This window comes from Pseudooceanicola aquaeponti (genome assembly GCF_050897975.1).
Lineage (GTDB): Bacteria > Pseudomonadota > Alphaproteobacteria > Rhodobacterales > Rhodobacteraceae > Pseudooceanicola.
On the sequence record NZ_JBPAXY010000006.1, the window covers coordinates 1 to 17,002 of the forward strand.

24 protein-coding genes are annotated in these 17,002 nt (G+C 67.1%); 22 read left to right on the forward strand and 2 right to left on the reverse strand.

Annotated elements, in window-relative coordinates:
* The first annotated feature begins 10 nt into the window (after nucleotides 1-10).
* The 17 genes from ACRARE_RS14920 to ACRARE_RS15000 all read left to right on the forward strand — a co-directional run bounded on the left by ACRARE_RS14920 (nucleotide 11) and on the right by ACRARE_RS15000 (nucleotide 12,807).
* Entirely contained in the window at nucleotides 11-907 is an 897-nt protein-coding gene (locus tag ACRARE_RS14920; RefSeq protein ID WP_432657680.1) for a S49 family peptidase, read from the forward strand.
* A 94-nt stretch (nucleotides 908-1,001) separates the two neighbouring features.
* A complete protein-coding gene (locus ACRARE_RS14925; protein ID WP_432657252.1) occupies nucleotides 1,002-2,321 on the forward strand; it encodes a phage major capsid protein in 1,320 nt (439 codons plus the stop codon).
* A 66-nt stretch (nucleotides 2,322-2,387) separates the two neighbouring features.
* Complete coding sequence (locus tag ACRARE_RS14930; RefSeq protein ID WP_432657253.1) at nucleotides 2,388-2,732, forward strand: hypothetical protein; 345 nt, start codon at nucleotides 2,388-2,390, stop codon at nucleotides 2,730-2,732.
* Nucleotides 2,733-2,741: 9 nt separating this feature from the next.
* Nucleotides 2,742-3,311: a head-tail connector protein gene (locus ACRARE_RS14935; RefSeq protein WP_432657254.1), complete on the forward strand. Its 570-nt coding sequence runs from the start codon at nucleotides 2,742-2,744 to the stop codon at nucleotides 3,309-3,311.
* A 1-nt stretch (nucleotide 3,312) separates the two neighbouring features.
* Nucleotides 3,313-3,693 (forward strand): head-tail adaptor protein, encoded by a 381-nt coding sequence (locus ACRARE_RS14940; protein WP_432657255.1) that lies wholly within the window; start codon nucleotides 3,313-3,315, stop codon nucleotides 3,691-3,693.
* The gene (gp17, locus tag ACRARE_RS14945) at nucleotides 3,690-4,091 is read left to right on the forward strand and encodes a tail completion protein gp17 (RefSeq protein WP_432657256.1); all 402 of its coding nucleotides are present in this window, start codon (nucleotides 3,690-3,692) and stop codon (nucleotides 4,089-4,091) included. The genes ACRARE_RS14940 and gp17 overlap by 4 nt, the downstream gene beginning before the upstream one ends.
* Nucleotides 4,088-4,534, forward strand: coding sequence for an HK97 gp10 family phage protein (locus ACRARE_RS14950; protein ID WP_432657257.1), 447 nt, complete (start codon nucleotides 4,088-4,090; stop codon nucleotides 4,532-4,534). Before gp17 ends, ACRARE_RS14950 begins: the two co-directional genes overlap by 4 nt.
* Before the next feature lie 25 nt (nucleotides 4,535-4,559).
* Nucleotides 4,560-4,979, forward strand: coding sequence for a hypothetical protein (locus ACRARE_RS14955; RefSeq protein ID WP_432657258.1), 420 nt, complete (start codon nucleotides 4,560-4,562; stop codon nucleotides 4,977-4,979).
* 26 nt (nucleotides 4,980-5,005) lie between these two features.
* The gene (locus tag ACRARE_RS14960) at nucleotides 5,006-5,398 is read left to right on the forward strand and encodes a hypothetical protein (protein ID WP_432657259.1); all 393 of its coding nucleotides are present in this window, start codon (nucleotides 5,006-5,008) and stop codon (nucleotides 5,396-5,398) included.
* 83 nt (nucleotides 5,399-5,481) lie between these two features.
* Nucleotides 5,482-5,694, forward strand: coding sequence for a hypothetical protein (locus ACRARE_RS14965; RefSeq protein WP_432657260.1), 213 nt, complete (start codon nucleotides 5,482-5,484; stop codon nucleotides 5,692-5,694).
* A gap of 12 nt (nucleotides 5,695-5,706) precedes the next feature.
* Entirely contained in the window at nucleotides 5,707-8,886 is a 3,180-nt protein-coding gene (locus ACRARE_RS14970) for a phage tail length tape measure family protein (RefSeq protein ID WP_432657261.1), read from the forward strand.
* A 2-nt stretch (nucleotides 8,887-8,888) separates the two neighbouring features.
* Nucleotides 8,889-9,842 carry a hypothetical protein gene (locus tag ACRARE_RS14975; protein WP_432657262.1) on the forward strand — a complete coding sequence of 318 codons (954 nt, stop codon included), beginning with the start codon at nucleotides 8,889-8,891 and terminating at the stop codon, nucleotides 9,840-9,842.
* Complete coding sequence (locus tag ACRARE_RS14980; RefSeq protein WP_432657263.1) at nucleotides 9,842-10,498, forward strand: hypothetical protein; 657 nt, start codon at nucleotides 9,842-9,844, stop codon at nucleotides 10,496-10,498. The genes ACRARE_RS14975 and ACRARE_RS14980 overlap by 1 nt, the downstream gene beginning before the upstream one ends.
* 97 nt (nucleotides 10,499-10,595) lie before the next feature.
* Nucleotides 10,596-10,859, forward strand: a complete 264-nt coding sequence (locus tag ACRARE_RS14985) for a spike base protein, RCAP_Rcc01079 family (RefSeq protein WP_432656229.1) — start codon at nucleotides 10,596-10,598, stop codon at nucleotides 10,857-10,859.
* 4 nt (nucleotides 10,860-10,863) lie between these two features.
* Nucleotides 10,864-12,090, forward strand: a complete 1,227-nt coding sequence (locus ACRARE_RS14990; protein WP_432657264.1) for a hypothetical protein — start codon at nucleotides 10,864-10,866, stop codon at nucleotides 12,088-12,090.
* Nucleotides 12,087-12,518 carry a hypothetical protein gene (locus tag ACRARE_RS14995; protein ID WP_432657265.1) on the forward strand — a complete coding sequence of 144 codons (432 nt, stop codon included), beginning with the start codon at nucleotides 12,087-12,089 and terminating at the stop codon, nucleotides 12,516-12,518. Before ACRARE_RS14990 ends, ACRARE_RS14995 begins: the two co-directional genes overlap by 4 nt.
* 10 nt (nucleotides 12,519-12,528) lie before the next feature.
* Nucleotides 12,529-12,807, forward strand: coding sequence for a hypothetical protein (locus tag ACRARE_RS15000; RefSeq protein WP_432657266.1), 279 nt, complete (start codon nucleotides 12,529-12,531; stop codon nucleotides 12,805-12,807).
* A gap of 4 nt (nucleotides 12,808-12,811) precedes the next feature.
* Here the strand turns inward: ACRARE_RS15000 and ACRARE_RS15005 are convergent, their stop codons facing one another.
* Nucleotides 12,812-13,021, reverse strand: coding sequence for a hypothetical protein (locus tag ACRARE_RS15005; protein WP_432657267.1), 210 nt, complete (start codon nucleotides 13,019-13,021; stop codon nucleotides 12,812-12,814).
* A gap of 98 nt (nucleotides 13,022-13,119) precedes the next feature.
* On the opposite strand from ACRARE_RS15005, the gene ACRARE_RS15010 reads away from it, so the two are divergent.
* The 5 genes from ACRARE_RS15010 to ACRARE_RS15030 all read left to right on the forward strand — a co-directional run bounded on the left by ACRARE_RS15010 (nucleotide 13,120) and on the right by ACRARE_RS15030 (nucleotide 15,396).
* Nucleotides 13,120-13,860: a lysozyme gene (locus ACRARE_RS15010; RefSeq protein ID WP_432657268.1), complete on the forward strand. Its 741-nt coding sequence runs from the start codon at nucleotides 13,120-13,122 to the stop codon at nucleotides 13,858-13,860.
* Nucleotides 13,857-14,117 carry a hypothetical protein gene (locus ACRARE_RS15015; protein ID WP_432657269.1) on the forward strand — a complete coding sequence of 87 codons (261 nt, stop codon included), beginning with the start codon at nucleotides 13,857-13,859 and terminating at the stop codon, nucleotides 14,115-14,117. The genes ACRARE_RS15010 and ACRARE_RS15015 overlap by 4 nt, the downstream gene beginning before the upstream one ends.
* A gap of 10 nt (nucleotides 14,118-14,127) precedes the next feature.
* Nucleotides 14,128-14,286 carry a hypothetical protein gene (locus ACRARE_RS15020; protein ID WP_432657270.1) on the forward strand — a complete coding sequence of 53 codons (159 nt, stop codon included), beginning with the start codon at nucleotides 14,128-14,130 and terminating at the stop codon, nucleotides 14,284-14,286.
* Nucleotides 14,268-14,444, forward strand: a complete 177-nt coding sequence (locus ACRARE_RS15025) for a hypothetical protein (protein WP_432657271.1) — start codon at nucleotides 14,268-14,270, stop codon at nucleotides 14,442-14,444. The genes ACRARE_RS15020 and ACRARE_RS15025 overlap by 19 nt, the downstream gene beginning before the upstream one ends.
* Nucleotides 14,445-14,589: 145 nt before the next feature.
* A complete protein-coding gene (locus tag ACRARE_RS15030) occupies nucleotides 14,590-15,396 on the forward strand; it encodes a DNA adenine methylase (RefSeq protein ID WP_432657681.1) in 807 nt (268 codons plus the stop codon).
* 64 nt (nucleotides 15,397-15,460) lie between these two features.
* Here ACRARE_RS15030 and ACRARE_RS15035 read toward each other — a convergent pair whose 3' ends face one another.
* Complete coding sequence (locus ACRARE_RS15035; RefSeq protein ID WP_432657272.1) at nucleotides 15,461-16,981, reverse strand: hypothetical protein; 1,521 nt, start codon at nucleotides 16,979-16,981, stop codon at nucleotides 15,461-15,463.
* Nucleotides 16,982-17,002 lie beyond the last annotated feature (21 nt).

Below are 17,002 nucleotides of genomic sequence, written 5' to 3' on the forward strand. Positions count from 1 at the left end.
CCGACCGACCCTGCGCGCCCTGCTGGGCGGCTCTGTCATGGCGCTGCATGAACCGGCGGCCCGGGGGCTGCTGGAACACCCCATGCCCGAGGCCACCGCACCCGGCGCGGCGGTCGCCGCAACCCCCGAGCGTTTCGCGGTGGAACGCAGCGTGGCGGTGGTGCCCGTGCGCGGCGTGCTGACGCCCAATTCCGCGATCCTGGAACGCTGGTTCGGCTGGGCCACCTATCGCGGCCTGGTCGAGACCTGCGAGCAACTGGCCAGTGACGAGGCGGTCTCGGCCGTGGTGCTGGAGCTGGACACGCCCGGCGGCGCGGTGCGGGGCTGTGCCGGGGCCGCCGCCGCCATCGCCGAGCTGAACGCGGTGAAGCCGGTTCATGCGCTGGTCGATCCGCTGGCCGCGAGCGCGGGCTACTGGCTGGCCAGCCAGGCGCGCGAGATCTCGGTGGCGCCGGGGGCCGAGCTGGGCAGCATCGGCGCCGGGCTGATGACCGGGGCCTATGTGCAGCCGGGGGCCGCGACCGGGTTGCAGCTTTTCGAATTCACCTCGCCCCATGCCCGAGCGAAGTGGCCCGATCCGGCGACGGAAGAGGGCAAGGCCGAGCTGGAACGCAGCCTGGCCGAGGCCGAGGCCCGCTTCCATGAGGCCGCTGCCGCCGGGCGGGGCATGACGCCGGATGATCTGCGCAGCCGCGCCAGCGTGACCGACGATCCCCGCGATGGCGGGGCGATCTTCGACGGGACGGGGGCGATCTCGCGCGGGCTGGCCGACCGGATCGAGACCCGGCGCGCCTTCTATGGCCGGATCCTTGGCACCTATGCCCCGCCGCCGCGCAAGGGGCGCAGCGCGGGGCACCGTGGCGCCTCGGCCCGCGCCGCCGCCGCCCTGGCCACCGCCCGGATCTGATCCGACCGACAGACGACCTCAAGACACCCCGCCGCAGAACGCGATCGGGGCCGAACCGCTGCGCGCGTGCAGCATCCACGAAAGGACTAGACCCATGAACCTTGACGACCTGCGCCGCGCCCGGAAGGCCGCGGCCGACAAGATGAAGGCCGCCGCCGACACGCTGGCAGAGCTGGAAGCGGCAGAGGCCCCGGACGACGCGGCCATGGCAAGCGCCCAGGCAGACTTCGACGCGGCGGATGCCGAGTTCCAGGCGGCTGACCGCAAGGTGAAGCGCGCCGAAGGTGTCGAAGCCGCCCAGGCCGCCGCCGCCACCGGCGACACCGCCGCCTCGGCGCCCCCCGCGGCCAGCGCCCCGGCCCAGGCTGCGAACCCCGAACACCAGGGGCTTGAGGTCGGTTTCATTGCCCTGGCCCTGGCGGCGACGCGCGGCGACCGCGACCGTGCCTCGGCCATGCTGGACCGCGAGGGCCATTCCGGCATCGGCGCCGTGCTGAACTCGACCACCGAAACCGCCGGGGGTGTTCTGGTGCCGCGCCCGCTGGCCGCCCAGATGATCGAACTGCTGCGCCCCCGCGTGGTGGTGCGCAAGGCGGGGGCCCGTACCGTACCCATGTCGGCGGGTGAGCTGCGCCATGCCAAGCAGACCGGCGGGGCGACCGCCAGCTATGGCGGCGAGATCGACCCGATCGAGGAGAGCGAACCCTCCCTCGACAAGGTGGACCGGAGCCTGAAGAAGCTGAGCTCGCTGGTGCCGGTCTCCAACACGCTGCTGACGCGGGCCACCGTGGGCGGGGCCCAGATGATCCGCGACGACATGCTGAAGGTCATGGCGTTGCGCGAAGACCTGGCCTTCCTGCGCAATGACGGCTCGGGCGTGCTGCCCAAGGGCATGCGCTACTGGGCGCTCGGTGAGCACTGGGATGCCGGCCCCGTCGCCGCGACGGCTCTCGCGGCCGACACCGCCCTGCGCCGCTGCGTCTCGTTGGTCGAGGATGCCAATGTCTCGATGATGAAACCGGGCTGGATCATGCGCGCCAGCGCCAAGGCCTGGGTGGCCAGCCTGCGCGATGCCAACGGCAACTCGCTCTTCCCCGAGGTCGAACGGGCCGGCACGCTGAAAGGCTACCCGATCCACACGACCTCGCAGGTGCCCAACAACCTCGGCGCCGGAAGCAACGAGACCGAGATCTATTTCGCCGACTTCGCGGAAATGATGATCGGTGAGGGCGGTGACCTGCGCATCGCCCAGTCGACCGAGGCGGCCTTCGTGGACAGCAGCGGCGACACCCAGTCGGCCTTCCAGCGCGACATGACCCTGTTCCGGGCCATCGCCGAGCACGACTTCGCCCCCGAGCATGACGAGGCCATCGCCGGTTTCAACGCGGCCGACTGGTCACTGCAGGCGGCCTGATCCGTCCACCCCGCGCCGGGATGATCCCGGCGCGGACCCTTTCCCTTCCGACCTGGAGATCCCGACATGATGACCCCGGTGACGTTCAAGAAGCATTCCGGCAAGTACAACCCCGGCGAAACGGCAGGCTTCCTGCCTGAGCGCGCGGCCAAGCTGATCGCCAGCGGTGTGGCCAAACCCTATGTTCCGCCCGCCGACAAGCCCGCTGCCGATGATGAGGCCGCCAGCCTGGCGCGGCGCCTGGCCGAGGCGGAAGCTCGCGAAGCCGAGCTGACCCGTCGCGCGGCGGATCTCGATGCCCGCGAGGCGGCCATGGCCGAGAAAGAGGCCGCAGGCGCCTCCGCTGGCACGGCCAAGGCCGAAGCGGGCAGCCCGCCGTCGCAGGGCGCCGCGCGTCCCGGCAAGAAGTAAGGCGGCGCCATGGAAGTGACAGGGGAAGCACCGGCCCTTGCGGTCAGCGTGGCAGAGTACCGCCGGGCGACCGGTTTCATCGAACCGGACGCAGAGGCCGACGCGCTGATCCAAAGCTACCTGGTTGCCGCGCAGCAGGTGGTCGAGGCGGGCACGAACCGGATGATGGGGCGACGCTCGGTCCGGCTGTCTTTCGAGGCCCGGCCCGGTCTTCTGCGCTGGTGGTTCCCCTGTGCGCCGGTGGCAGAGGTCACCGGCGTGAAACTGATCCATGGCGGGGGCGAGACCGCCCTGGCCCTGCCGGATCTCGGCCTGCGCATGTTGCAAGACGAGCCGCAGATCCTCTTTCCCCTGGGCGCGGTCCCGGGGGGTGATCCTGCGGTGATCGAGGTCGAGGCCGTGGTGGGGGCCGACGTGGCCGATGCCCGCCTGAAGCAGGCGATCATCATGATCGTGAAGGACTGGCGCGAGGCGAATATCGCCATTGATCAGACCGAATACACCCGCGCCAGCTTTGGCTGCCGCGCCCTCATGAAACAGGCCCGCTACCGGCGCCCCGATGTGAGCGAGGTAATCTGACATGGCCCAGACGCAAGGCGCGCCGCTGTCGCGCGGGCGCGAAGTGATCCTGCGCGACCGCCTCGCAGTGTTCGAAGGGCGCGCCGAGACCGGGCGCAATGCCCTGAATGAGCCGATCTACGCCTGGGCCGAGTTGGGCCGGTCCTGGGGGGCGGTCGAAGAGCTGGGGGCGCAGGAACAAGTTGCCCTCCAGATCGAGGGCATGGTGGCGGCGGTGCGCCTGCTGGTGCTGGACACGCCGTTGGCGCGCTCTGTCACGCTGGCCGACCGCGTCCGGGTGCTGGGCGAGGCCTGGGATCTGGTGGGCCGTGGTCCCCATGCGATGCGCCGGGGCGTCTTCGCCTTCACCGCGGCGCGGACCAGCCCGGGGCGCGCGACATGAAGGCGGCGCTCACGGCGCTGCTGCTGTCGGATCCCGCGCTTCAGGCCCGGGTCGGCGCGCGGGTGAACTGGTCGGTCCCGCCTGCCCATGCGGGGGGCTTTCCCTGTCTTGGGCTCACGCTGATCAGCGCGCCGACCACCTACACGCTGGAGGGCGAGGCCGCGGTGCAGCGCAGCAGCGTGCAGATGGACGCCTGGGCGGTGACGGCGGCCGAGGCCGAGGCGCTGCGGGCAGAGGTGCAGGGCTTGCTTTCGGGCTTTCGGGGCGTGGTCGCGGGTGTCCGGTTCCGGGGCGCCTTCCTGCGCGGCGTGCGCGATCTGGACGGGCGCGGCCTCGGCGACCTCGGCCCGCTCTTCGGCGTGTCGATCGACCTGACCATCCGCTGGAGCGCCGCATGATCAAGATGGAGTTCAAGGGCGGCCGCGAGCTGGAAAAGGCCCTGCGCGAGCTGCCGAAACACACGACCCGCAAATCCCTGGTGCGGCGCGTCCTGAAACGGGCGGCGCAGCTTTTCGCGGACCGGGCCAATGCGCTGGCGCCGCGCGGGGTGGGTGGCGATCTGGCGGAAAGCTATGGCGTCGGAACGCGGTTGACCCGGCGCCAGGCCGCCTCGGCCCGGCGTGAGGGGCGCGACGATGTATTCATGTACGCGGGCACCAATGACCCGGGCGGCCAGCAGCAAGAGTTCGGCAACGCCCATCACGCGGCCCAGCCCCACGCCCGCCCGGCCTGGGATCAGACCCAGCAACAGATCTTCGAGCAGATCCGCGACGACATGAGCGTCGAGGTGGAGAAGGCCGTCGCCAGAGCGCGACGCAAAGCGGCGCGGCAGGCGCGCTGAACCCAAACGGCAGAAAGGACATGAGATGGCCGGTGAAGATGAACTTTGGGGCGGCTCGGTTGAGCGCTCCGCAGATGGGGTGACCTACACCCCCATTGCCATGGTCACGGGGGTGACGGTGCCCACGCTGACCAAGAACACGCGCCAGCGCACCACGCTGGATAGCCCCGCGAAGATCCATGAGTACGGCGAAGGCTTCGCCGAGCCGGGGGATCTGTCGATTTCCTGCCTCTACACCGAAGCGGGCTACGTGGCGGCCAAGGCCGACGAAGCGCGGGCAGGCGGCACCTACTACCGCATCATCCTGGCGGGGGGCGGATCCTGGGACTGCCACATGATCACCCCGGTGGTCGAAACCGGCGGGCTCGATCAGCTCGACAGCGACGCCACCTTCACCATCTCCGGCAAGACCTCCGGCGAAACCGAATTCACCCCCGCGGCCTGAGGCGCGGAAGACCAAAGGATCCTGACATGACCCTGAAGACCCATGTGGACCTCGCGCCGAAAAGCGGCGGCGAGGGCTGGAAGCTTGCTTTCACCACCAATGCCATGTGCGCCTATGAGGAGGAGACCGGCAAGGACTTCACCTCGGTGGCGGAGGTTCTCGCCAAGGCCGAAAATGGGCGCCTTTCGATGCGCGTGCTGCGGACCATCCTGTGGGCCGGGCTGCAAGAGCATCACGAAGGCATGACGATGCGCCAGGCAGGAAATGTGCTGGACGTCTGCGGCATGAACGATACGGGCCGCGCCATCGGCGATGCCCTGCGCTTGGCCTTCCCCGAGGACAAGGCGGCAGAGGGAAACGGCGCCAAGGCGGGGAAGCCCGCCGCCGCCGGGGCGAAAAAACCGACTGGCGCGAGCTGATCCGCCAGTGGGTCGCGGCGGGCCAGGACTATGACCGCTTCGGCCACCTGACCCTTCGCGAAATCGACCTGATCCTGTCCGGCGTGTTGCTCGGGCAGGAACGGGCGGCGCGCCAGCGCCGGGGCGAGATCTACAGCCTCGGCCAGCTGATTATGATCGCCACCCACAGCCCCAAGACATTCCCCAAGCCGGATGAGTTCATCGACCGCAAGCGGCGGCGTGGCTCGGCCGATGCCGAGATCCGGGCTTATTTCACCGGGCGGGCCGCAACCCGCCGCGCGTCCCCCAACCGATAGAAGGTCCAACCCATGTTCAAGGGATTGATCGGCGCCCTGCGCGTGGATCTTGGCATGAACTCTGCCCAGTTCCACAAGGGCGCGTCGCAGGCCACCGCCGGTATGCGCAACATGCAAAAGCAGTTTGCCGGGTTCGCGAAGGACTTTCGGCGCATCGGCGCGGGGATGTCCCTGGCGCTGACCGCGCCGCTGGTGGCGATCGGCAAGCAGTCGATGGCGCTTCAGAAGGTCCAGGCGCAGGCCGTGGCCCAGGTGGATGCGGCGCTGGCCTCGATGGGCACCACGGCGGGGTTCACCTCGGCCGAACTCCAGAAGATCGCAAGCGAGCTGCAAGGCAACTCGCTGTTTGGCGATGAAGAGATCCTGGGCAAGGTCACGTCGAACCTGCTGACCTTCGGCAATGTCACGGGCGAGGTCTTCACCCGGGCGCAGCGCGCCGCCCTGGATATGTCGGCGGCCCTGGGCCAGGACCTGCAAAGCTCGACCGTGATGCTGGGGAAGGCGCTGAACGATCCGGCCAAGGGGCTGACCGCGCTGACCCGGGTGGGCGTGTCCTTCACCGAAGAGCAGAAGAACCTGATCAAGGCCATGGTCGAGGTCGGCGACGCCGCAGGCGCGCAGGAACTGATGCTGGCCGAGCTGGAAAAGCAATACGGCGGCCAGGCCCAGGCGCTGCGCGAGCTGCCTTCGGGGCAGATCGAGGCGGCGATGATGGACATCGGCGACGCCATGGAGCAGGTCGGCGCAATCATCCTGCCGGTCATGGCCGAGATCGCGGGCAAGGTGTCGAAGCTCGCCCTGGGGTTCCAGGGGCTTTCGCCCGAGGTGAAGCGCTTGGCGGTGATCGGGGGTGCTCTCGCCGCAAGCCTTGGCCCGGTTCTGCTGGCCATGGGCGGCCTGGCCGCGGCGGTCGGGGCGCTGGCCCCAGTCTTCGTCGCCATCGCCTCGCCCATCGGTCTGACGATCGCGGGTTTTGCCGCCCTGGCGGCAGGCGCCGTCTATATCGGGCTGAAGATCAAGGGCGCGGCCGATCAGGTCGGCGGCTTTGGCGAGCTGATGCGCCTTCTGAAGGACGTTGTGGCCGAGGCCTGGGACCGGATCATGATGCGGGTGCAGGCCGCCGGGGCCTCCATCGCCGCGACCTTCCAGGAGATGAAGGCCGACGCGGCGGACTGGCTGGCGGGAACCGTGGACCGGCTTACCAGCTTTGCGAATGCAGCCGTCAACACGTTCCAGGGGGCGTTCAGCGCCATCAAGGTGCTGTGGTCCAGCCTGCCGGAAGTGATCGGCGACATCGTCTTTTCCACCGCGAACCGAATGATCGAAGGCATCGAAGCGATGCTGAACGGGGCCATCCGGCGGGTCGAGGTCTGGACGATGAAGATCGGCGAGGCCCTGCGCGCGGTCGGGATCGAGACCACATTCGGCAAGCTCGGAAACGTCGATCTCGGCGGGATCGCAAACCCCTACGAGGGGGCGGCCGAGGTGGCCCGGTCGGAAATGGCCTCGGCCTTCGGTGACGCCTTCAGCGAGGCGGCCCTGAAGGCGCCGGTGGAAGGCCTGGACCGGACGGTGCGGGGCGCCTTGCAGGCGGCAGAGGGCTTTCGCACGGTCGCTGCCGACCTGGCCGCCGGGGCCGCGGCGCCGCTGGCCTCGGTCAAGGCTCTGGGCGACGCGATGGCCGAGACCGCCGAGACCGGGGAGGGGGGCGCCGAGGCGGCACAGGATGCGGCGCTTGGCGTCACCACCGCCTTGGAGACCACCGGGGAGGCTGTCCAGGATCTCGGCGACGACTTCGAGGTTGCCGGGGGTAAGGGCCGCAACGCCTTGAAGGAGGTTCAGGAAGAGGCGGAAAATACCGCCAAGGATCTGTACGGCCTGCAAGGGGCCTTCGATAGCGCGCTATCCTCGCTCGCCTCGGGCGATGTCGCCGGGGCCTTTGGCAATCTGCGCTCGGGCATCGGCAACGCGGCCACGAATGCTTTCAGCGGCTTGCTGAAGACATCCTTCAGCGCGGGCGGGTCTGGCTTCTCTGGCGTTATCGGGGGGCTGACCTCTGCCTTTTCTGGGATGACCAGTTCCTTGGCGAAGATCGGCGGCGGGCTGGTCTCCAGCCTCGGCGCCATCGGTGGCGCGATCTCGGCGGCGCTGCCGGTGATTGGCGCCGTGACAGCGGTTATCAGCCTGATCAAGGGGTTCTCTTCCAAGAAGCTGGTCGGGGCGGGGATCGAGCTGGGCGTGACCAATGGCCTGCTGGCGGGCGGCACCTATGAGCGGATCAAGAAGACGAAGTTCTGGGGGCTCACCTCCAGCACCTCGACGAAGCGGAAGGCCTTTGACAGGGAAACGCAGGCCGCGCTGAGCGAAGAGCTGGGCAATGTGAAAGAGGCGGTGCAGACCGCCTTCAGCCTTGCCGGAATGGAGGTGTCCGACGCCATGATCAATGGCGTTCGGGTGGCGATCCAGAAGATCGACACCCGGGATATGTCGGAAGCCGAGATCCAGGAACGGATCGCGGAATGGTTCGGCGATTATGCCGATGCGATCAGCGACGCGGTGGCCTCGGTCACCTTCGACCAGGTCCAGGCGCTGGCAGCGCTCAAGACCATGCTGGAACCGCTCGGGCAGGGGTTCTATGGCGCCTTCCGTGACATGGCACTGGCGGCAGAGGATCTGGCCTCGGTCGGCGGCGGCCTCGATGTGCTGGCCGGTCAGCTCGATAGCTTTGTCGCCACCTTCTACACCGATGCCGAGCGGATGCAGATGGCGACCGAGGCCCTGCACAAGCAGTTCGCCGACCTCGGCCTGGCCGTGCCTGAAACCGCGAAACAGTTCCGCGAGCTGGTCATGGGGCAGGATCTGATGACCGAGGCCGGGCGCGACACCTACGCCGCGCTGCTGTCGCTGTCGGGCCTCTTCGCGGAGGTCGAGGGCGGGATCGCCAGCCTGACCGGGGCTTTCGACCTTGGCCAATACTACGCGACCGAGTTCGACGCCAAGCTGGCCGCCATCGCCGAGGCGCGCGGCTATTCCGCCGATGTGATGGCCCGGGGCGACGCGGGCGTGACGATGGCCGCCACGCTGCAAAGCCTCAGCACCGGCGGCGCGGCGCAAACCTCGGCCCTGCGCCGCCTGGTCACCCTGATGGAACGCTGGGACGCCTATGGCACCCCGGCCGAAAGGGAGTTCTGAGCATGTTCATCGCGCGCGAGTTCTCGCCCGACCTCGACCAGGTGCGCAGCTCTCTGGCCGAGGATGACGCGCCCGCCTGGGACGCGGGCACCAACTACCCGCTGAACGCGCGGGTGGTGCGGGGCCACCGCATCTATCAGTCGGCGATCGAGGATAACCTTGGCCTCGATCCTCTGCTGGAGGATCAGTCGGTCCTGGCGGCCCGCTGGGTCTTCGACAGCTTCACCAATGCCTTCGCCTGTTTCGACGGGGTGCTGAGCAACGCCACGCTGGCGGTCGAAGATCCCGGCGCGGTGGTGCCCTGGCTGGATCCGGGCCTGGGGATCGACCCGACCTCGGCCCCGGTGATCGTCGAAGTCGGCGGGTTGCAAGGGGTCGATACGCTGATCCTCTTCGGGGTGGTGGCCTCCAGCGCCCGGCTGATCTGCTTCGACGTCGCCGGTGCGGTCCTGCTGGACGAGGAAACCAACCTCTCTGGCCGCCAGGTGACCAACTGGTGGGAATGGTTCTTCAAGCCCTTCACGGGCGTCTACGACAAGATGGTGAACCTGAACCTGCCGGGAACGACCCGGCGGGTGCTGATCGCCCTGTCGGGCAGCGCGGTCACCCTGGGCGAGGTCTTCCTCGGCGACCGCCTCTATGTCGGGAAGGGGATGGTGCAGCACACGGTTGGCCGCTCGATCAGCGGCTCGCGCTACAGCTTCAACGACTACGGCGCCCTGACGCTGGCCCGAGGTCCGACCCGCATTGAAATGGACTACGCGGTGGTCGCCTCGGCCGCGCTCTGGGGGCAGGTGAAACCGCAGCTCGACCGGCTTTCGGGGACGCTGGTCGCCTCGATCGGGGCCGAGCTGCGCCCGTCCAGCATTCACTTCGGGATCCTCGGCCCTGTCCAATGGGTCGAGGAACTGCCCGATGAGTACGAATACACGTTCACCATCATGGGGGTTTCCTGATGCCTGTCCCTGACTTTACGCCCTACGCGGGCCTGCTGCCTGACGAGAGCGACCCGGCCACCTTCTCGCCCCGCGCGTCGGCGCTCTTCACCTGGTTCGTCGAGACCGGCGCGCCGCAGCTCGCCGCCCTGGCGGCCTTCCTGGCCAGCATCATGGAGGATGAGGCAACGGTGCTGGATGCCCTCGACAGCCTTCAGGCGTCATTGGGCAGCCTCGCGGGCCTGAACGTGGAGGATCTGACAGAGGAAGAGACGGCATGGCTTGAGGGCACGGGCACGACCGAGGCCCTGATCAGCCCCGCGACCCAACGGGCGGTGATCCGTGACGAATTGAATGCAGCGGGCGCCGCGCCGATCTACGGGGTGCGGGCCTGGGCGCAGTTCGATGGCTCCTACGCGGTCGCGATCAACGGATCTGGCAACATTGCCAGCATCGTGCGGAACGCGACGGGGAACTACACCGTGACGTTTTCCGCCGACATGCCGACCGCAGACTACGCGGTCTCGGGAACGGCGGGGACACCGGGCGACAGCACGCGGGACGGTCTGTTGCAGGTCTACAGCAGAAGTCTGTCCTCGGTTTCGTTCCGCGTGAATGACCCGACCAACAACGACCTGCGGGATTACCCGGACGTCTCTTTGATCGTCGTCTGCTGACCCCGCACCCCCCAGAGAAACCCATCTGACAACAGACCCGACGCGGCCCGTTCGAATAGGGCGGGCGCGGTTGATCCTGCATGGAAAGGAACCTTCGATGTCCCAAGATTACGCCAAGAGCTACCCCTCGCGGATCAGCTCGGGAACGCATCACGCCGCAGTTGTGCCCTCCGACACCGACGATCTGCTGCCGCCCCCGCGGTCGCTTTATGTCGGCACCGGCGGCGACCTGGCCATCCGCGATGCGGCGGGCAATGTCGCGGTGCGCAAGAACGTGGCTGCGGGCTCCGAGATCTCCTTCGAGGCCGCTCGCGTCATGGCCACCGGCACCACCGCGTCCGACATCCTGGCGATCTGGTGAGCCGATGATCGAGATCGGAACGGGGGCGATCACGCTTGGCGGTGGCGGCGGGAACTGGGCGGCGCGCGACCCGGTGGCCCGCACCGCCCATCTTTACCTGTCGCCGCACACGGGGCGCTTTGCGCGCGCCGGGGCCTCGGCCGCCGTCTCTCAGCTTGGCAGCTTCGCCGCCGCCGGAACGCGGTTCGAGCGCGCGGGCGACGGGCAGTATTGGCCGCGCGGGGGGAATGTGCCCCGGCTGGGCGATCACACGACCGGCGCGCGGCGCTGGCTGCTTGAGGGGTTCGCGACGAACAAGTGCCAGAACCACAACGCTAATCCGACGACGATCACAGGCGCCTTCCGCCAGGGGGATCAGTCGGCCACGCTGTCGCTGGCCGATGATGGCGACGCGATCGCCGCAGCAGGCCTTGCCCAGCTCTGCCCGTCCGGCCAGGTCTTCGTCCTGGACAATACCCTCGGAACCGGCCTGGCCTATGTCGCGTTCGAGGGGGTCGCCGGGAACCTCAATCCGCATACGGGCAGCGCCTATATCCGGGGCGGGGCAGGGGACATTCGCGGCCAGTTCGCGGAAGGGCGGGTCGATTTCGGCGCGTCCGAGGGCTACCGCCGGGTGCAGGGTTCCTTCACCCCGGCCGACGCAGAAACCCGCATGGTCATCACCGCGAAGCCGGGCCAGGTGATCCATTTCATCCTGAACCAGTTCGAGGAAGGCCCGCGACCCACGTCCCCCATCGTGGTGGCGGGAAGCGCCGTCACCCGCGCCGCCGAGACCTTCGTCGCGGACCTGGCCGACCTCGATCTGTCCGGCGGCGTCTGGGTCTTTTTCCGGGGCGAGCTTTGGGGCGAGAACGAACCCTTCCCGCCGCTCTACGTCTTCGGCAGCGCCGAGGATGAACGGGTCACCCTCTACCTGAACCGCGCCACCGGGGTGCTGCGCAGTTCCCAGACCTCGGGCGGCGTGTCGGCCTCGATCAACAGCCCGGTCTACACGGCAGGCTCCACGCTCGCGCTCGCCGCGCTCTATCAGCCCGGCAGCATGTCACTGGTCGTCGGCGGCGCGGAAGTGGGCACGGCCACCCCTGGCGCGCTGCCGGATCTCGCAGAGCTGATCCTCGCCGCCCGCGATACCGGGGGCGCGGGCCAGCCCGCCGCCCTGGCCCTCGCCGAGTTCTGGATCGCCCCGGCCTCGGCCTTCACCGTTGCTGCCATGGAGGCCCTGACCGCATGACGATCACCGCAGCCCTGATCCACATCGCCGATGAACAGGCCCTGATTGCCTGGCTCGCCCAGAACCTGCCCGGCGTCATCGCCGAGGGTGGCGCCCATGTGGCGGGCGGCATCGCCCGCACCGCAAGCTATCCGAACCCCGGCCGGGCAAACGATGGTCCGGCCGGGCTTTACGCCAACCTCACGCCCGCGCAGGTGGCCCAATGGACCGCGCTGGCGGCCATGCCCGCCCTGGGGATCACCATCCTCGGCCAGATCCCCTATCAGGGCCTGGGCACCGGGGCGGCCCTCTACGCGGCGGTCGAGGCGGATCCCGTCGCCTGGCCCCTCTGGGAAAGCGTCGCCACGATCCCGGCGCACCAGGTCGAAGGGGTGGGCGGGGCGTCTATCGACATACCGTCCCGCGTGGCGCGGCCCTGTGTGCAGTAAGGAGGTCGAGATGGCCGAGGAAAACCGCCTGGCGCGGATCGAAGAGAAGCTCGACAAGCTCAGCGACGCCGTGGTCGCCATGGCGCGGATGGAAGAGCAGATGATCACGCTGTTCAAGCGGATGGACCGCTACGACATCGAGCTGCGCGAGCTGATGCGCCAGGTGGCGGCGCTGGAGCGGGTCAGCTTCGGGCGCGGGGTGTTCTTCCGCAGCCTCGACAAGCTGATCTGGCTAGCCGTGGGCGGCGGCGCCGCGCTGGTCCTGTCCTGGGCGCAGGCGCAGCTGTGACGGCTCAGCCGCCGTCGCGTTCGGCCAGGGCCTTTTCCAGCAGGGCGATGGTTTCGTCGTAGGACTTCAGCGACTTCGGGAACAGCTCGCGCTGCTCGCGGTAGAAGGCCAGCCACCGATCCAGCTTCTCCAGGGGATAGGTGTTTCCCCAGCTTTCCAGGCTCAGGGTGAAGGTGCCCGCGGCCCGGTCGATCTCGCATTTATTCTCGCTCATGGGCGCGTTTTGCCGCCCCTCTCGCGGATGCTCAACCGGGCATTTGTGTCATCCGGCCTCGCGCAGCGCGCGGGGCCTTTTTCGTTCGGAGGTCCCTCATGAAACTTCGCCTTGTCTACAATTGGGCCAGCATCCTGCGCCGCGCCTGGTCTGTCTGGCTGACGCTGGTCGCCGCGCTGCTGATCGTGGTCTCGGTGGCGCTGATGCTGCTGGATGCGCAGATCCTCGGCCTGTCGGCGCCGGTCTTTGCCGGGCTGGCGGCGCTGGCGCAGCTTTTCGCGATCCCGGCCCGGATCATCTTCCAGGAAAAGATCGAGGCCTTCCTGATCGAGGAGGACGGCGCCCTGTACTGGCCGCGAACCTGGCGGGGCCGGGCGGCAGGGGGCGGGGTGGCGGTCATCGCCCTGGCCGCCGCCTTTATCGAACCCTGGGAGGGGACCCGGCTCAAGGCCTATCTCGACATCGCCGGGATCCCGACCATCTGCACCGGCCATACGGCGGGGGTGGCCCTGGGCGACACGGCGACGGCTTCCGAATGCCGCGAGATGTTCCTGGCCGAGGTGGTCGCCTTCGAGACCCGGATCCGCCCCTGCCTGCCCGAGATCCTGCCGGACCAGAGCCGCGCCGCCTTCGTCTCGGCGGCCTACAACATCGGGGCAGGGGCCTTCTGCGGCTCTTCCATGTCCCGGCGCGCCCTGGCGGGCGACCTGGCCGGGGCCTGCGACGCGCTGCTGATGTGGAACAAGGCCCGGGTCCAGGGGGTGTTGCGCCCGGTGACCGGCCTGACCAGTCGCCGCCAGGCGGAACGGGCGCTCTGCCGCGAAGGGCTGGGCGCATGATCCGCGTCCTTCTGCCCTATGCGGCCGGGGGCGCCCTGGTGGCCTGCCTCGGCGCGGCCGGGCTCGCCTGGCACCTGGCGGGCGAGGTGGCCCGCCTTCAGGCCCGGGCGCAGACCCTCGACACGATGCTGACCGGCTGCAACGGCCGGGTGGCGGACCTTCACCAGGACAAGGAGCGTGACCATGCGCTGGACAGCATTCCCGATTCCGATCTCGGCCGTTCTGTGCCTGACCGCTGGCGCCTGCCTGCGGAGTGACCCCGCCCCGATGCCGCCGCCCCCCGGCCCGGCCTTCTGCGATGTCGAGGAAATGCGGATCTTCAGCCAGGCCGAGATCGACTGGCGGGCGGCCCATGCGCCCTGGAACCTGCGGCGGGATTTGAAAACCAATGCGACCTGGGAGGCCGAATGCCCCTCTATGTCGTGACCATGAGCAACGTGACCCACGGCTATTCCGACTTGCGCCGCGAGCTGCCCTTCGAGGCGCCCGACGCCGAGGCGGCGCGCAAAGCCGCCCAGGACTGGGACCACATCGCCGACATCCATTCTGTCCGGCTGGCCGACCCGGCCGAGCTGGACGATTAGCCCCCGGGCCGGGGGCAGCGGTGCGTCAACACCGCCACCACGCAGCCCAGTTTGCAGACCAGCTGCGCCGACGAGCATATCCAGAATCGCCGCCCGTACTCTCGCGAGAGCCGGGAGGTTCTGACTGGAACTTTTCATGAACACAATGACGAAAGTCGCTGCCGCCGCCCCGGTTGCCCCCTGGCTGGGTGGCAAGAAGGCCCTGCACCGCAAGATCATCGACCGGATCGAGGCCATCCCCCATGCCACCTATGCCGAACCCTTCGTGGGCATGGGCGGTGTCTTCCTGCGCCGCAGCTGGCGCCCGAAATGCGAAGTGGCGAACGACCTGAACGGTGAGATCACCAATCTTTTCCGCATCCTCCAGCGGCACTATCCGCAGCTCATGGACGTGATGCGCTTCCAGATTACCTCGCGCCGCGAGTTCGAGCGGCTGCGCGCCCAGGACCCGGCCGGGCTGACGGATCTGGAGCGGGCGGCCCGCTTCCTCTACCTGCAGCGCCTGGCCTTTGGCGGCAAGCTGGGAGGTGCCTTCGGGGTGGCAAGCGATCGCGGCAGCCGGTTCAGCCTGGCACGACTGGAGCCGCTTCTGGAGGCTGCGCATGAGCGGCTGGATGGGGTGGTCTTTGAGAACCTGGACTGGAAGGAGGTCCTGATGCGGTATGACAGTACGCAGACGCTTTTCTACCTCGACCCGCCTTACTGGGAAGGGGAGGCCGACTATGGTAAGGGTCTGTTTGATCGCGATCAGTTCGCGGAAATGGCGCGGATACTGTCCGAGGTCCGCGGCGCCTTCATCCTGTCGATCAATGACCGGCCGGAGATCAGGGAGATCTTCGCGGCCTTCGTCCTCGAGCCGGTGCAGCTGAAGTACACGGTTTCGAAAGGGGAGGCGTCCGAGGCGCGAGAACTGATCATCTCGAACAGGGAGGCGCGTTCTTTGCTTCTGTGACGTGGGGCGGCCACACTTCAAGCGTAACGGCAAACGCTAGCGATACTAGTTCAAATTGAGAATTCTATCGGTGGCCAGAGACTGTACGCAGTGGGCTTCTAAAATAGTGCTCGTTTAGGGTGTCTCGCAAAGAAGAATTGGTCGCTTGGAGAGAGTAGCGCTTCAGCTCTTCACCATCCACGATGCTCGTCGTGTAGCCTTCATGCTCATGGCGTTGCTGCGCAAACCAGTCGCGCGCGCTGTCGACGAACGCGCCATTCGTCCAGAGCTCAAAGCGAATCGGTTTACCGTCTCTACGAGAGTCTTCTGAAAAGATCGAATTTATAAGAGGCGCTCGGTCCCCATACCACCTTTGGACATCCCGGAGGCTTACTTTGGAGCTAGGGGTTTTCGCTTTGCATTCGACTACAAGTAGGCCGCGGCCGTCTGGCAGGTTGAGTAGTACGTCGATTTCAGCTTTCCGACCAGATTCTAAGTCCGTGGCTCTGCGCCCTGTTTCTAGGTACCCTCCTTCGACATCTTTGACTAGGCAGCCCACCACCAACTCAAACAACGCTCCTCTGAGGTTGTCAGCGGAGCCGGTGATGCGAGTGAGCGTCTTCATGACCGTGCGTACATGCTCTGGGTTGGCGGCGGCACGTGCGCCAAAATCACTAAGCAATAGGACAAGAGAGCGGAGCGCATCGGCCAGTTCCACTCCAAACAAGTTTCTGAGCGTGACAGCCAAGATGCCTTTCGACTTCAATGTTGAAAGAGCGTCCGCTGAGAATACCTGAGCAACAATCATGGGCATGATTGGGCGAGACTTCTGTGGTGCAGCCGCGAGGTCGCATTTCCGAACGAAAGCAAGAGCTGCATCATCCGTCAGCGTTTCATAGAGGTTCAAGTCACACACGAAGAAACCCGGGCTTGCTTTGCCATTATGCACAGACATAAGCGGGCGGATGTAGCTTGGGGCCGACATGTCCCAGGAGACTCCAGAGACTTCCGCTTCTTGTGCTCCACCGCGGATGTTGAAGCGATCGTAGCTCCCGATACCAATTCTCTTGGCCCACTCGTGAAGGCCATGCAAAGCTACATCTTCGGCGATCTCTTCAGCCCGCAGCCTATTCAGTCCTTGGCTGATTCCGAGGAAGGGGTTCAGCTCCACAAAGCACGTCTCAGAAAATTCAGTTATTACAAGCGCCTTGACAGCGATAAGGCGCTCTAGAATGCGGTCTGGAGACAGTTGGTTTTTTCTGTTTCTTGGTGCGCCGGAGACCACAGAGAAATACTGAACAGGGACTATGCCTCCACGAGATCTTAGTGTCGAGATTGCACACCAGTAAGAAAGGCCTGCTGTTCTGCAAGCCTGCTCGAAGGCTCGCCAGAACTCACGTGTTCCATACTGCTCACTTAGGTAGATGAACCTCGCGTTTTTCTCGAAACGTAGACCTGCAAGTCGCTGAACCTCGGGGTCGTCCTGAGCACGCTGGACACGTTTTCGCGCGGCAGCCGAAGACACCCCAGAGGAAGATATCGTGGTAATCAGTTCAGAAGTTAGGCAGGGACCATGAGAACGCAGAAGAGACTTTACATCAGACATTGCATCCCTTTCGGCTGCGTT